14 protein-coding genes are annotated in these 16,250 nt (G+C 31.8%); 6 read left to right on the top strand and 8 right to left on the bottom strand.

Translation table 11 applies throughout. The annotated features are described in order from the left end of the window. Positions 1-93 precede the first annotated feature (93 nt). From ACVCXO_RS16265 to ACVCXO_RS16245, 5 genes are all read right to left on the bottom strand, one after another. Positions 94-669 (bottom strand): TlpA family protein disulfide reductase, encoded by a 576-nt coding sequence (locus ACVCXO_RS16265; RefSeq protein WP_452230646.1) that lies wholly within the window; start codon positions 667-669, stop codon positions 94-96. A 125-nt stretch (positions 670-794) separates the two neighbouring features. Next, positions 795-1,190, bottom strand: coding sequence for a hypothetical protein (locus ACVCXO_RS16260; protein ID WP_452230645.1), 396 nt, complete (start codon positions 1,188-1,190; stop codon positions 795-797). Positions 1,191-1,706: 516 nt separating this feature from the next. Beyond that, a complete protein-coding gene (locus ACVCXO_RS16255; RefSeq protein WP_452230644.1) occupies positions 1,707-4,061 on the bottom strand; it encodes a penicillin-binding protein 1A in 2,355 nt (784 codons plus the stop codon). Positions 4,062-4,101: 40 nt separating this feature from the next. After that, positions 4,102-4,590: a gliding motility lipoprotein GldH gene (locus tag ACVCXO_RS16250; RefSeq protein ID WP_452230643.1), complete on the bottom strand. Its 489-nt coding sequence runs from the start codon at positions 4,588-4,590 to the stop codon at positions 4,102-4,104. Next, positions 4,580-5,968, bottom strand: coding sequence for a PSP1 domain-containing protein (locus ACVCXO_RS16245; RefSeq protein ID WP_452231166.1), 1,389 nt, complete (start codon positions 5,966-5,968; stop codon positions 4,580-4,582). Before ACVCXO_RS16245 ends, ACVCXO_RS16250 begins: the two co-directional genes overlap by 11 nt. A 280-nt stretch (positions 5,969-6,248) precedes the next feature. On the opposite strand from ACVCXO_RS16245, the gene ACVCXO_RS16240 reads away from it, so the two are divergent. Continuing rightward, positions 6,249-7,661: a peptidoglycan DD-metalloendopeptidase family protein gene (locus tag ACVCXO_RS16240; protein WP_452230642.1), complete on the top strand. Its 1,413-nt coding sequence runs from the start codon at positions 6,249-6,251 to the stop codon at positions 7,659-7,661. A 4-nt stretch (positions 7,662-7,665) separates the two neighbouring features. Here ACVCXO_RS16240 and ACVCXO_RS16235 read toward each other — a convergent pair whose 3' ends face one another. Together ACVCXO_RS16235 and trhO are read right to left on the bottom strand one after the other, a co-directional pair. Then, a complete protein-coding gene (locus ACVCXO_RS16235; protein WP_452230641.1) occupies positions 7,666-8,670 on the bottom strand; it encodes a radical SAM protein in 1,005 nt (334 codons plus the stop codon). Then, entirely contained in the window at positions 8,671-9,741 is a 1,071-nt protein-coding gene (trhO, locus tag ACVCXO_RS16230) for an oxygen-dependent tRNA uridine(34) hydroxylase TrhO (protein ID WP_452230640.1), read from the bottom strand. A 714-nt stretch (positions 9,742-10,455) separates the two neighbouring features. Here trhO and recA point away from each other — a divergent pair. From recA to ACVCXO_RS16210, 4 genes are all read left to right on the top strand, one after another. Further along, a complete protein-coding gene (gene recA / locus ACVCXO_RS16225) occupies positions 10,456-11,463 on the top strand; it encodes a recombinase RecA (RefSeq protein ID WP_452230639.1) in 1,008 nt (335 codons plus the stop codon). Between the two features lie 104 nt (positions 11,464-11,567). Continuing rightward, complete coding sequence (locus ACVCXO_RS16220; RefSeq protein ID WP_452230638.1) at positions 11,568-11,987, top strand: hypothetical protein; 420 nt, start codon at positions 11,568-11,570, stop codon at positions 11,985-11,987. A 22-nt stretch (positions 11,988-12,009) separates the two neighbouring features. After that, positions 12,010-12,552 (top strand): RNA polymerase sigma factor, encoded by a 543-nt coding sequence (locus ACVCXO_RS16215; RefSeq protein ID WP_452230637.1) that lies wholly within the window; start codon positions 12,010-12,012, stop codon positions 12,550-12,552. After that, complete coding sequence (locus ACVCXO_RS16210; protein ID WP_452230636.1) at positions 12,552-14,264, top strand: hypothetical protein; 1,713 nt, start codon at positions 12,552-12,554, stop codon at positions 14,262-14,264. The genes ACVCXO_RS16215 and ACVCXO_RS16210 overlap by 1 nt, the downstream gene beginning before the upstream one ends. Positions 14,265-14,349: 85 nt before the next feature. Here ACVCXO_RS16210 and ACVCXO_RS16205 read toward each other — a convergent pair whose 3' ends face one another. Beyond that, on the bottom strand, positions 14,350-15,090 hold the full coding sequence (locus ACVCXO_RS16205) for a lysophospholipid acyltransferase family protein (RefSeq protein ID WP_452230635.1): 741 nt from the start codon (positions 15,088-15,090) through the stop codon (positions 14,350-14,352). A 180-nt stretch (positions 15,091-15,270) separates the two neighbouring features. Between ACVCXO_RS16205 and trpS the strand changes: the two genes are divergently transcribed. Further along, entirely contained in the window at positions 15,271-16,239 is a 969-nt protein-coding gene (trpS, locus tag ACVCXO_RS16200; RefSeq protein ID WP_452230634.1) for a tryptophan--tRNA ligase, read from the top strand. Positions 16,240-16,250: the final 11 nt, after the last annotated feature.

Genomic DNA, 16,250 nt, shown 5'->3' with positions numbered 1-16,250 from the left:
TTTGTAATTTTTTGGAACTGAAAAATACGAAATAAAAAAACCATTCGGAATAGAATGGCTTTGAATTTATGTGTGACTATTAGAGAATAATATTTACTGTATTAGTTGATTTAATGTTTTAAGTATTTCTTCTTTACTCTCATTATAAGTTGAAGCATAAAGAACTTCACCTTTATTATTAAATAAAATGTTTAATGAAAGCCCATATTCATTATGATTTGGTTTGATAGATTCTACAAATTCATAATATTTCTTTTTAGGGTTTTTAGATTTTCCAGATGTGATACAATATAAAGGTTTCTTGAAGCTTTCCATTTTATCAAAAAATACTTTGGAATTATATAATTTTTCACTTGCATCTTTTTCTATAATTATGATGTATAATTCTATATTGTTTGTTTCTACATAATCTAACAACATAGGCAAATACTCTCTACAAGGACCACACCAAGTAGTGAATGAATAAATTATATGATATTCTTTATCACTTGATTTTATTAATTCTAATATAGTATCACTATTTATGGAATAGACTTCTGTTTCTTTAGGAATACTTAATTCAATAACAAAATCTTTTGTATTGAGAATCTCATTTGCTTTTAATGTATTTTGGGCTTTTATAGCACCAAAACAGAAAAACAATAATAAATATAGACAGGTTTTTTTCATTTTTTTTATTAAAAGCTTACTTTATTCTAAAGCAAGCTTTTTAGATTATTTTATAATAAAATCTTATAACCTCCATACTCTCCAAGTGAATTATCTATTGAGTAAACACCTTCAGATAATAAAAGTTATCCAGTATCTTCATCATATAAGTCTTCATCAATATAAATATTAGAATCGAACTCATCTCCTAATTCATAATCTAAATGTAATTCAACAAATTCTCCAGTTTCATACTCGTTTACTGGTATTTCTAAAATATCACCATCAACTCTTGCTGTTCCACAAGCTACACATACTCTGCAAAATCCGAAACCAATACAATTTTTTGATTTTCTACCTAATTTTACAATAATAATTTTAGACTCATCGTCTAATCTAGTTTGCTTATTATTAATTGGGGAAAGTTTTACATCTTTACCATACTCAGGTGATATTAATGAAGTACTAGAATCATCTTGACTACAAGAATTTAGACCAATAAAAAGTATAACTACTAAAAGATTTAAAAATATTTTTTTCATTTTTTTAAAATTTTAAACCAGTTGATTATTTAAAACTGGTTGGTTAATAAAAATTAAGCCGAATTTTAAAGCCGAAAAAAAGTGTAAAGCCGAAGTGTATTAAAACAACAAGCCGTTGTTATTTTAATGCGCTATTTAATTGTTAAGGAAGATAATAAAAAACTAGCGCTAGTTATAGATTAATCTTAATGTCATTAGCAATCATTTAATCGGCTTTGATTTAAACTTTTGCCTCTGACAGGACAAACCTAAAAAAAAAAAAAACTAATACAGCAAGTTTTTATAGAAAATATTCTAATATATTAAAATTTACGGTTTTCCCGTAAAAATGTTACGGGAAAACCGTGAAAAATCAATTTTTTTTAATAAAAAAAGAATGGCTTTGAAATAACACATGACTTTTAGAGAACTAATTTATTTGTTGGAAATTAAAATTCGCTACGCTTATTTTTTGTCAACTCTTACATTTCTATCATGAATAAATTTACATCATGAGATTCCTGCCTTCACAGGAATTTAGAAATCTAAATCCTCAGGAACATCATCACCTGGCGTATCAGAATTAGAATCTTGATTTTGTTTATAATCCTTACAATCTACAGCAATAGATAGATTTTTTGGTCTTTCAAAATCGCCTTTAGAAATTTCAAGTTCTTCATTTTCATAACAGCTTCGCATGTACATTCCCCAAATTGGTAGTGCCATTGCTGCTCCTTGTCCGTAGGTAATAGAAGCAAAATGCGCTGCTCGATCTTCTGCACCAACCCAAACTCCGGTAACTAGGTTTGGAACCATTCCCATAAACCAACCATCACTTTGGTTTTGTGTAGTTCCTGTTTTTCCTGCTATAGGATTTTTAAATTCATAAGGATAACCAGTAATTATCTCTTTATAATCTTTTCTATAAGAATCTGCTCCTTTAGTTCTTAATCTTGCTCCAGATCCAGATTGTGTTACACCTTGCATTAGGTTTACGGTTACATAAGCAACTTCTTCGCTTAGTACATCACGGGATTCTGGTGTAAACTGATATAAAATAGTTCCGTTTTTATCCTCAATATGCGTAACCATTACTGGTTTTGTGTATACCCCTTGATTTGCAAAAGCAGCATAAGCACCAACCATTTCATACACACTTACATCTGGTGTACCTAAAGCTATAGAAGGCACTGGAAGCACTTCCGATTCTATTCCTAATTTTTTAACTAAATCTACCACGGGTTGCGGACCAACCTTATCCATTAAACGCGCAGTAATCGTATTAATAGAATTTGCTAAAGCATTCTTTAAAGTACGTGTTCCTCCATATTTATTATCTGAATTCCTTGGCGTCCAAGGCTCTGGGTTTCCATATTTATTTGCTTCAATTGTAATTTGTGTATTTGGCAACTCATCACAAGGCGAAAGATGCAATTGATCTATTGCTGTTGCGTAAATAAAAGGTTTAAAGGTAGAACCTACTTGACGTTTTCCTTGTTTTACGTGATCGTATTGAAAATGCTTATAGTTTATACCACCAACCCACGCTTTTACATGACCTGTTTCCGGATCCATACTCATCATTCCTGTATGTAAGAAATGCTTGTAATAACGCATGGAATCCATTGGTTTCATAATGGTATCTATTTCGTGTACTTTACCTTCTTTCCATGAGAAAATGCTCATTTTTGTTGCGACATCAAAAGAAGCTATAATATCTTTTTCCTTCTTTTTTAAATCATACTTCATATGTCTCCAGCGTTCACTTTGTTTTATAGAACGTTGCATTAAAGCATTGACTTCCGCAGTATCTAAATCTAAAAAGGGAGCTGTTGGATTTCTATCTGGTGTATTTTGATGAAAAAACTCTGCTTGTAATCTTGGCATGTGTTTCGCTACAGCATCTTCTGCATATAATTGCATACGAGAATCTATAGTAGTGTATACTTTTAAGCCATCACTATTGATGTTGTATTTTGTACCATCTGGTTTTTTATTCCCTTTTTCATTGGTCCAATCTTTCATAAAAGCACGAAGATATTCTCTAAAATAAGTCGCTGTTCCTTCGCGATGCGATTCTGGTGAATAACGTAAACCTAAGTCTAATTTTTGTAGCGAGTCTTTTAATTTTTCGTTTATAAAATCATACTTTTCCATTTGTGCTAAAACAACATTACGTCTGTTTCTTACGCCTATTGGATTACGTTCTGGTCTTGGATTGTACAAGGAAGAATTTTTAAACATACCAACTAACATGGCAGATTCTTTTACATCTAGCTCCATTGGTTCTTTACCAAAATAAATTCTGGAAGCAGAACGAATTCCATCTCCATTGTTTCCAAAATCATAAATATTAAAATATTGCGCTATAATCTCTTCTTTAGTGTATTGTCTCTCTAAACGAATCGCTATAATCCATTCTTTTGCTTTTTGTAAAATACGAGCGATCGTATTTTTAGATCCTTCCCCGTGAAATAATTGTTTTGCAAGTTGCTGCGAAATAGTACTTGCTCCTCCACCTTTTCCTAGTTTTACAATGGCTCTTAATGTTCCTCTTGCATCAATCCCTGAATGCTCATGAAAACGTGCATCTTCTGTTGCTATTAAAGCATCTACCAAATGCTGCGGCAATTCATCATAACTTACTGGCGTTCTATTATCATTAAAATAGAATTTACCTAAAGTTTTTCCGTCGGAAGAAATAATCTCTGTCGCTAAATTGGTTTTAGGATTTTCTAAGATGGTGTGATCCGGTAAATCCCCAAACATAGATGTTAATACAAACAATAAGATGAATGCTAAAACACCACCTAAAAAAAGTTTCCAAAATAAACGAACGTACTTCGTGAAATCTTCTGTTTTTGCTTGTTTTTTCGCTTGTTTTTTTGCCATATTCTTAAACTACAAGGAATTGAAACCCTTGTTTACTAATTTATTTAATTTGTTTTTCTACTCTAAATCCAACATCTGTAACGCCTTCTAAGTCAATGACACCATTCACTTTTCCGTTTTCACGCATGGCATGTTGTATATTAATTTGATACTCTCCTATTTCGGTAAAAGTAAAATTCTCTTTATACCACAATTTATTTTCTTTAATGCTAGAAAAACCAGTACCTAAAAATGCGCCATTCGGTTTTGCCATTTTGTATTCTAATGTGTCCTTAACCGTTTTTCCATGCGGAAAATTCATTTCTACTATTAAATACAAATTATTGTATTTGTATTCCTGATTATTTCTCAAGTTTACAAACAAATTGTATTTATTTATAGAGTCTGGCGCTTGTACTTTAAACGTTACTAAAGCTTCTTTATTCCATTGGTTTGGTATACTTTGATACCTATCAAAAACACCATTAGCATCGCAAGACACAAAAAATAAAGAAAGAAAAAAAAGCAATAGAGAAATACTATTTCGCATTGTTTGTTTTATTAGTATTACTGGTTTTATTCGTATTACTGGTTCTATTTGTATTTCTAGTTTTGTTTGTATTGCTAGCTTTGTTTGTGGTATTACTTTTATTGGTGGTATTGCTTTTGCTCGCAGTACTCGTTTTGTTTGTATTACGGGGTTTATTGGTGTTCGCTTTGTTTGTTTTATTGGTATTCGATTTATTAGTCTTAGCAGCAGTATTGGTGTTGGTATTGTTTGTACTATTTTGAGGTTTTGTTCTTCTCTTATTGTTTTTACGTTTTTTATTGCCTTTTGGACTATCAAAACGTGTTAAACTATCTTGACCAACAACGTTTTCAAACTCTGTTTTAGTATCTTCTACTAGTTCTAATGCGTATTCCTCTAGACTTTCTATTTTTTCTTTATTCTTATTTATTGCTATAATTTCATTGGCTTGATCTTTAGTAATCTTATGCCAATTCATCCATTCGCCTTCATAAGCGTACCATAAATGTCCTTGAAAAATATCTGTTTTCTGACAAACAGCAGTTCCTTTTTTAGTGTATAATTTTATTTCCGGTTTTGGAAGCGTTTTTAGAGCATCTAAATAACTATCTAACTCATAGTTTAAACAACATTTTAGTTTTCCACATTGTCCTGCTAATTTTTGCGGATTTAAAGATAATTGTTGGTAACGTGCTGCAGATGTGCTTACCGAACGAAAATCGGTTAACCAGGTAGAACAACATAACTCACGACCACAAGAGCCAATACCACCAAGTCTTGCAGCTTCTTGTCTAAAGCCAACTTGTTTCATTTCTATTCTGGTTCTAAACTCTCTTGCAAAAAGTTTAATAAGCTCTCTAAAATCTACGCGCTCTTCTGCTGTATAATAGAAAGTAGCTTTACTTGCATCTCCTTGAAATTCGATATCTGAAATCTTCATTTTTAATTTCAGCTCTATTGCAAATTGGCGTGCTTTTACCTTCATTGCGTCTTCTCTATCGCGAGCTTCAGACCAAATATCAATATCTTTTTGTGATGCTTTTCTGTATATTTTTAAAATTGTTTCTGGTTTTTCAGAAACTTTTTTACGTTTCATTTGTACTCTTACCAATTCTCCGGTAAGTGTTGCCATACCAATATCATGACCAGATTGCTCTTGCGTTGCAACCACATCACCAATCGCTAAGGTTAGATTTTCTGTGTTTTTGTAGTATTCTTTTCTTCCGTTTTTAAAACGAACCTCCACCCAATCAAAAGGTTTCTCTCCGTTTGGAAGCGACATGTTTGCTAACCAATCAAAAACAGTAAGTTTATTACAACTATCTGTTCCGCATGTTCCGTTACTTTTGCAGCCTTTTGGTTGGCCATCTTTTCCTGTTGAACAAGTTCCACAAGCCATAAAGTGTATATATTGATTCTGAAAAAGCATTCTTTTTTCAGAAGAAGATTAATAAAAAATAGTTTCTTTTTTAAACATTTCCACTTTCATAGAAATTTAAAACCAAAGCTCTACTTTGGAATGTAAAGATAATATTATTTATTAAGTTAAAAAGCTAGTAAATTTATAAAACTCAATATTATAAAAAATTTGTATCTTTATACTTCCTAATTCATTAATAGCAAATAGATTACAATTCCTTTTTTAAGATATTTCGACAACCCTTAAAGCTATTAATATTATGAAAAAAATCACTAAAACTTCCATCGCACTACTTTCGGTATTCGGATTTTTAATTTCTGTACATGCTCAAGAATCTTTTCAAAAAATAAATAGCGGAGAATACATCTTTAATGAAGCAAAAAAACCTTGCTTAACCATAGAACAAAGGGAAAACATTAAAGTTTCCTTAAAGGAAAATATGCGCGTTTTAAAACAAGAAAACAAACTCGCATTTAAAGAAACAAATAAAGCTGGTGGTCATGTTTTATTTGATTGGCCCATACAGCAAGCCACTGGTTTTGATTTTAATGAGACTTGGGCAATTTCTGGATATGTAGATCATAATACGGCGTTTCCAAGTCAATTATTAGATTATAATTGTGGTTCACAAACCTATGACACCCCAGCGGGATATAACCATCAAGGTTTAGATATTTACCTATGGCCGTTTAGTTGGAAGCAGATGGATGATAGCCAAACAGAAATTATTGCCGCGGCAAGTGGGCAAATTATAGGAAAAGGAGATGGTCAATTTGATAGAAGTTGCGGCTTTAATAATAATCAATGGAACGCTGTTTACGTGCAACATAGCGATGGTAGTGTTGCTTGGTATGGCCATATGAAAAACGGATCTGTAACTCCAAAAATTATTGGAGATATGGTAACCACAGGAGAAGTTCTTGGAACGGTAGGAAGTTCGGGGAATTCAACAGGACCACATTTACATTTTGAAGTATACACAAATGCGAGTTATACACAATTAGTAGATCCGTATTACGGAACATGCAATAGTTTAAACGCAGACTCCTGGTGGCTAAACCAAAAACCATATAGCAACTCAAATATAAATGCCGCACTTACACATAGCAATAACCCTATTGTATTTCCAACATGTCCTGAGCAAGAAACCACTTATGAAAGTACTGATTTTGAATTAGGAGACACCATTTATTTAACTGCTTTTTTAAGAGATCAAGTTGCAGGAACCAATTTAAGTGTACAGATTTTAAGACCAAATAATTCTGTTTTTTTTAATTCCTCTTTTAATACCAGCACAACAAGTTCTTCTTGGTATTACTACTGGTATTTTAATTCATTTGATGTAGTTGGTACGTGGAAATGGGAAGTTACTTATGAAGGACAAACCATTACACATCTATTTAATATGCAAACCTTAAGCATCGGTGAAAACGATTTACCAGCAGTTTCCATTTACCCTAACCCAACTAAGGATTATATTCATATTTCATCTAGCCATAGCATTACAAAAGCTACATTAGTGGATATTCAAGGTAAAAACATAAAAACAATAAATAACATTTTAGAAGGAATACAAAAAGTAAGTTTAGGAAACCTTTCTAATGGGATGTACTTTTTAACCCTTGAAAGTGACACCTACCAAAAGAAAACGTTTAAAATTATAAAAGAGTAGCATTTTAATTAAACTCTACTTCATAATTTAATCTATTGGTAAGTGATTTTAATTCGGTTTCCGACTTAAAAACATTTGCATATAATTGCTTGCTCCAGCCTATTCTTTTAGAGTAACTATTGAAGCTTTCTTCTTTCCAATTAAAACCTTCTTTCCAGAATTGATTGGGAGAAACATAGCAAAACGTATAGTCAAAAATTAAACTAGAGTTGTTTATTTTCGTTTTTTTAGGAATTTCGTTGGACGCTAAAAGCGTAATATTATTGGCTTTACAATTGTCTCGAATTTGTGTTATCAATTTCGGGTAATCTGCACGAATACTTTCTAAATCGAAATCATTATACTCGGTATTACCAATTTTTCTAATGGGACGAATTTGAAGAATATCGAAACTTTTTCCGCTAAAGTGATCAAAGAGCTCTGTTAGTTCGTAAAAATTATCTTTATTGAAAGTATAATTAATTCGGACTTTAAAATCGTATTTACTTTTTAGTTTTTGAAAAGCATTAAATGCATTATGAAATTTCTCGTAGCTCGATTTTTTCATAAAACCCTCATAACTTTCTTTGGTTACGCCGTGCAATGAGATCGTAAATTCATTAAGACCTGCTTTTAAAAGTGCTTCAATCTTTTCTTCATCTAGCAAATTCGCATTGGTAGTTACCGAAATATAGGGCACTCCGTATTCTTTACCTAGTTTTACAATTTCTGGTAAGTTTTTATAAAGCGTTGGCTCTGTACCGCAACCAATTTGCAATTTTAATGCACGTTTAAAAATGGTTTTTGCTACCTGATCTAACTCTTCTTGTTTAAATTGCCCTTTTAAGGTTTTTACATAATCTGCATCTGTAAAATAGCACATTTTACAACGTAAGTTACAAGCCATTACAGGATCTAAATTTACTGCTAGATAACGCCTGTTAAATTTGTGTAACAGCCAAAGACCAAAGAATTTAATTCGATGACTTTTTATCTTTCGGTTTAGTTGTAATAGCTTGTAAATATCCATTTACTTCTTGTTTGGTAAGGATTCAAAAATATTCCTTAAATCTTTTTTGTAAGGTAAGTGATCTGCTCTTCCTTTTTTAAATATATCATTACTATTTGCTTGTCCTTTTCGCAATGCTTTTTGTTCTTCAAAAGGAAGCACATGAATTTCTTGACAAGTTGTAGAGCAACAGTTATCCATTTCGGCTTTACAAGCATCACATTGAATAAAAAGTAGATGGCAAGCATCATTTGCACAATTGGTATGAATATCGAAAGCATCTCCACATTGATGGCATTTTGCAATCACATCTTCGCTAATTTTTTCGGCTCTTCTTTCATCGAAAACAAAGTTTTTTCCAATGAATTTATTTTCTAATCCTTCGTCATTTATTTGACGTGTATATTCTATGATTCCGCCTTCTAACTGATATACATTTTTAAAGCCTTTATGTTTAAAATATGCGGAAGCTTTTTCACAACGTATGCCACCAGTACAATACATGACAAGGTTTTTGTCTTCTTTATGTGCTTTTAAATCTGCTTCAATAATATCTAAAGATTCTCTAAACGTATCTACATCTGGAGTTACTGCATTTTTAAAATGACCTATTTCACTTTCGTAATGGTTTCGCATGTCCACTAAAATCGTATTCTCATCTTCAATAAGTTGGTTAAATTGGTCTGCACCAACATGAACCCCTTTATTTCTTACATCAAAAGTATCGTCATTTAAACCATCGGCAACAATCTTGTTTCTAACTTTTACTTTCAGTTTTAAAAAAGACATATTATCTTGCTCTACGGCAATATTTAAACGGATTCCGTTTAAAAAATCGATGGTATCTAAATGGGTTTTAAAAGATTCAAATTGATCTGCCGGAAGAGATAGTTGTCCGTTGATACCTTCTGTAGCCACATATATTCTACCAAGAACATCTAATGCATTCCAGGTTAAAAATAAGTGGTCTCTAAATTCTTGAGGATTTTCAATTTTAGCGTATTGGTAAAAAGAAAGTGTTAATCGGTCTTTTCCTGCTTCTTCGATTAACGCAGCTCTTTCTTTTGCGCTTAAGGTGTTGTACAGTTGCATGCTATACTTAGTTTTAAGGTTAAAGATTCTCATTTAACTTCACATAAGGAAGAGTTTTGAGTTTATAATGCAAAGGTAGTATTTTAAAAAGAATAGGCAAGATTTGTGCATTTGTATAATACCATTTATAAAAGTATAAGGCAAAAAAAAGTCCTTTGCGCTTTGCAAAGGACTTTTAATAGACTAACTCGTTATTAATATTTTCAATTTCTTAAAATTTTAAATATTTTACGAGTTAACCTCCATCGGCCTTACAGTTACTATTTATAAATATAGCAACGGAACCGCCTAGTGCATGAATACATTTTTTAAAAAACTTCATAGTTCTATTCTTTAAAGATTAAACTATATATACCTAATAAAGATTAAAACAATGAATTAAAGTTATTTCTATTTTCTTCATGTTCCAACATAAAACAAAACGTATTTAAGGGATGCTTAAATTATCATTTCATCACAAGAAAATAAAATTCAAATTAGATTCAATAATTTTAAAATTTATTCGACACTATTTATTAAAAAGCAAGGTTATTTTTCTTTTTCATAGCATAAAATTTTCCCACTTTATATAGTAGATGCAAAAAGAGCAAAAAGGTTGCGTCGCGAAGGCAATTATTATTTAATTAATTTAAAATGAAATGTATTATTGTATTGCAATATGACAAAAGAAGTAGTATTTTAGCGTCTCTTACACGAATAAAATAATATACACAGATGAGCAGCGAAAAAGAAGCAAAATTAAAAGCCCTTAAACTAACTTTAGACAAATTAGACAAGGCTTACGGGAAAGGAACAGTAATGAAAATGAGCGATAAAGCCATAGTAGATGTAGAGGCTATTTCTTCTGGATCTTTAGGTTTAGATATTGCATTAGGCGTTGGTGGTTATCCAAGAGGTCGTGTTATAGAAATATATGGTCCAGAATCTTCTGGTAAAACGACGTTAACTTTACATGCCATTGCAGAAGCTCAAAAAGCTGGTGGAATTGCTGCATTTATTGATGCAGAGCATGCTTTTGATAGATTTTATGCTGGAAATTTAGGAGTAGATATAGATAATTTAATAATCTCGCAACCAGATAATGGGGAGCAAGCACTTGAAATTGCCGATAACTTAATACGTTCTGGTGCTATTGATATTGTGGTAATTGATTCTGTTGCAGCATTAACACCAAAAAGTGAAATTGAAGGTGAAATGGGAGATTCTAAAATGGGTTTACATGCACGTTTAATGTCTCAAGCTTTAAGAAAATTAACAGCATCTATTAGTAAGACTAATTGTACGGTTATTTTTATTAACCAATTGAGAGAAAAGATTGGTGTTATGTTTGGTAATCCAGAAACAACAACTGGAGGAAATGCATTAAAGTTTTATGCTTCTGTTCGATTAGATATTAGAAGATCCACGCAAATAAAAAGTACCGACGGAGAAGTACAAGGAAACAAAACCAGAGTAAAAGTGGTTAAAAACAAAGTAGCTCCACCTTTTAGACTTGCCGAATTTGATATTATGTATGGAGAAGGAATTTCTAAAGTTGGTGAAATTTTAGATATTGCTGTAGAATTTGAAATTGTAAAGAAAGCTGGTTCGTGGTTTAGTTATGACGAAACAAAACTAGGTCAAGGTCGAGATGCTGTTAAAGCATTAATAAAAGATAATCCGGAGCTCATGGATGAGCTGGAAGGAAAAATTAAATTAGCAATTAAAGCTGCTAAAGAATAAATTTAAAAAAATCCCGATATATTCGGGATTTTTTATTTTTACACGCAACCTTTTATACTTTTCTGCATCTAGTAATTAAAACCTATGTTTTTATTATACTTAAAATGAAAAAAATATTAGCAATCTTATTATTCGTTTCTTTATTTTCTTGTAGTGTAAATGATGAGGATACGCCACGTTCTCAAACAGAGTTTTTACCTATAGAAAGTGTTAGCATGCCAGATGTATTTAGAAGAAACTACACATACACTATAGATTTGGTTTATTTCAAGCCATCTTCTTGTCACGTTTTTAATGGCATTTATTCTACTGCAAATGGAAATGAAAGTATTATTGCTGTGGTTAGCCAAGTGTATACAAATATAAGTGACTGCCAAGAAACAATGACAGAAGCAGAAGCTTCCTTTAATTTTAGACCAACCGAGCTAGGTACTTATGTTTTTAAATTTTGGCATAGTGAAAACGATATAAACAACACGAATCAAGACAACTACTTGATCTATGAAATAGAAGTAGTAGAATAATTTTAACTAATACATATATCCTTTGAGTTTAGACCAACTCATTCTAAATTGTAAAAAAAATGATGCTAAAGCACAAAGCGAACTATACCAACTCTTTTCGAGTAAGCTGTTTTCTCTTTGCTTAAAGTATTCACGAAGTTACGCCGAAGCGGAAGATAATCTGCAGGATGCTTTTGTGACTATTTTTAACAAAATATCACAATACAATAACAAAGGTTCTTTTGAAGGTTGGTTAAAACGAATAGCAATAAACACAGCTCTACAATGCTACAGAAGCCAAGGTGTTTTTGAAATTGTAAACGAAGAAAATATTGAAGATGTAACTCTTGAAATAGAAGATGATGAATTATCTATAGACTATCTATTACAAATTATTCAAGAATTACCAGACAGATACAGATTAGTATTTAACCTGTATGCCTTAGACGGCTATTCCCATAAAGATATAGCAGCTATGTTAAGTATAACAACAGGAACATCAAAATCTAACTTAGCAAGAGCCAGACAGACTTTAAAAGATAAAATAGAAACCTATAGAGCGTCTTTAAACGCGCAAACATTGTAATGAGTGACAAAAAACATATAGATAGAATTTTTCAAGAAAAACTTAAAGATTTAGAGGCAACTCCTAATCCGAAAGTTTGGGAAAATATTCAAAGCAAACTAGAGCAACCTAAAGAAGATAAGGAAAAGATTTTTCCTATTTGGCTACGTATTGGTGGTATTGCAGCATTATTGCTCATACTATTAACGATAGGGAATCGCTATAATTCGAATAGAAATAATGCAACCAAAACAAATGTTGTAGACATAGAGAATGCCGTAAATGCTTCCGAAATGGAAAAGAATAGTACCAACGCGAATAGTACAAATTCAGAAAACACAAATAATGGAATTGTAGAAGAAAGCAATACCACTTCTAACAAAGAAGGAATAATGGATGGCTTTAAAAACACTCCCGAAGCAAACAAAAACAACACAAATTCTAGTGTTGCATCTTCTAACACCTCTCAAAATACAACATCCGAAGCAAACAAAAACAATATAAACGCTGGTGTTGCATCTTCTAATACGTCTAAAACGACAAATAACAATGTAAACACGAACAATTCCGTTAGCAATAATACTTCACAAAACAGCAAAGCATATACTTCTGTAACCCAAAATAAAAGAAAGGCTACCGCTAATAAACAAACCCAAATAGTACCTACTAAAAATAATTCACCGTTATATACGAAGACCAAAAACGTTACTATCAATACTGCACAATCTAGCACTATAAATAAGAATATTATCGCTACTAATGCTACAGAAAAAAATACAGGTATTACTAATACAAACGCCAATACTGTAGCCCAAAACAGTAATTCTACGAATGGAAATGTAACCGAATTAGACAAAAACAAAGTAGCTTCTGCATTAGAAAATAGTGCTACAAATACTATAGCAGAAAACACTATAAATACCGAAGAAGAAAACACAACTACAGATACAGAAACCGAAAAGGAAGAAACATCTATAGAAGAAGAAATAGCGAAAGTGGAAGATCTCATTGAAAAAGAGGAAAAGGTAAACAGGTGGCAAGTATATGCTAACATTGCACCTGTTTACTATAATACCCTTGGAAAAGGATCTCACATGGACGATCAATTTATTGACAACTCCAAATCTGGTGAAACAAACACGAGTTATGGTGTCAATGTAAGCTATGCTTTTAATAACAAATTAAAATTGCGTTCTGGTGTGAACTCTTTAAATTTAAGTTATGACACAGATAATGTGATTATTTATCAAAATGTTTCTGGAAATAATGCTCCTGCTTTAAAAAATGTAGACTTTAATAACGGTCAAAATATTTCGGCTATTTCTGCAAATAATCTGGTGGTGCAACAAGCGGTTGGTCTTTTACCAAATGAAAATGCAGCTATAAGTCAGCGTATTGGTTATTACGAGGTTCCTATGGAGTTAGAATACACGATATCTAGTAAAAAGTTTGGCGTAAACGTTATTGCAGGATTAAGCACCTTTATTTTAAATGATAATAAGATATTTTCTGAATTTGATGGCCAAAAAACAGAAATTGGCGAAGCAAATAATATTAACGAGGTTAGTTTTAGCGGAAACTTAGGACTTGGTTTAGACTATAAGTTTTCAGATAAAATTAAATTCAATATACAACCAACCTTTAAATACCAAATGAATGCGTTTGAAAATACTTCTGGTGATTTTAGACCATACATTATTGGTGTGTACACAGGGTTGAGTTATAAGTTTTAGTTAGGTTGGTTGTTGTTTTTTTGAAGTATTTAATATTTAAAAAAGCAAGAATACAAAAAGCTGCTCTATGCCAAGAGCGGCTTTTTTATTTGGCATTATAAGCGATTAGCTGATTTAAAATCAAAGCTTTTGACGCTTTATTTATTGTTTTAGCATCGGAAGATTTCAAACCTTCCGTAGGAATAAATGTATGCATCTTTGCTCGCATTCTTCCTGGACTGCCGCTAAAAAAAGTATAGGAGAAACGTTTTTTATTATCAGCGAAAGTTATAGGTACAATTGGTATTTGATGGTTTATTGCCAATCGGAAAGCACCATCTTTAAAATCGGTTAAAAGCACATCGTCATCTGGAACCAATCCTTCCGGAAAAATACAAATACTTAAGCCTTGCCCTAACCGTCTTTGTGCATTTTTAAACACCGCTTTTCTACTGCGTTCGCTACTTCTATCTACTAAAATACTTGTCCGTTTATAAAAGAAACCAAAAAGAGGAATTTTAGCCAATTCTGCTTTCCCAACAAAAACAAAAGGGTTTTTAACCGCAACCAACATGAGCATAATATCTGCCATCGAGGTATGATTTGCTATAAACATATAGCTTTTATCTTTTTCGGTAATTTGATCGCGTTCTATCTTTACATTAAAACCCATTCCTATTAAAATAAACCTTGCCCAAATACGTGCAATTTTAAAAAAGAAAGGATACCAAGTTTCCTTTAAAATAGAAACAATTAAAAATGGAAATAATATAATAATCGGTATTGCAACCAGTATATAAAACCAAATACGATAGAAAACCCAGAAAATGTATTTAAAAATCTTCATAAGTGCCAAATCTAGTAAATTTATCGAACTCCTCTTTATAAAAAAATTATCTTTGTAAGTAGAAACAGAAATTAAGTTTAATTTAAAGAGGTTCCTTTTATATTATTAAAAGTGAAATCTTAAAACACAATATTACATTGTGTTTTTAAAAACAGATTCCCGCTTTCGCGGAAAGTAAACATGGCAAGAATTTTAACAGGAGTACAAAGTACAGGAACACCACATTTAGGAAACATTTTAGGCGCAATTATGCCTGCTATTAAAATGGCTGAAGATGCCAATAATGAGTCTTACTTATTTATTGCAAACTTGCATACTTTAACGCAAATTAAAGATGCAGAATTATTAAGAGAAAACACGTACTCTGTTGCTGCAACCTGGCTTGCTTTTGGTTTAGATATAGAAAAAACGGTATTTTACAGACAAAGTGATATTCCGCAAGTTACCGAGTTATCTTGGTACCTATCTTGTTTTTTCCCATACCAACGTTTAACCTTAGCGCATGGATTTAAAGACAAAGCAGACGTTTTAGAAGATGTAAACGCTGGATTATTTACCTATCCAATGTTAATGGCTGCCGATATTTTAGCTTATGATGCCAATATCATTCCGGTAGGGAAAGACCAATTACAACATATTGAAATGACTCGTGATGTAGCATCTCGTTTTCATGCTAAAATGGGAGAAACCTTTGTTATACCAGAAGGAAAGATTCAAGAAAACATCATGCTTATTCCAGGAACCGATGGTGAGAAAATGAGCAAGAGTAGAAATAATTTTATCAATATATTTTTAGAGGATAAAAAACTACGAAAACAAATTATGGGTATTGAAACAGATAGTACTGCTTTAGAAGACCCTAAAGATTGGAAGACCTGTAATTGTTTTACGCTATACAAAGTTTTAGCTTCGGAAGCAGAAATAGAAACCATGAAAGCCAACTATGAAAATGGCGGTTATGGTTATGGTCATGCAAAACAAGCTTTATTTGAATTGATTGTTGAAAAATTCGCGGTGCAACGTGAACGATACAATTACTACATGAATAATTTAAACGAATTAGATGATGCTCTAGCTATTGGTGCTGAAAAAGCAACAATAGTAGCCAATGCTGTTTTGGCTAGAGTAAGAGAAAAGGTTGGATATTAATACCTTTCTAA

The organism is Lacinutrix sp. MEBiC02404 (assembly GCF_053601575.1).
Note: the sequence above shows the minus strand (reverse complement) of the source record. Positions and strands in the feature narration are given on the sequence as shown.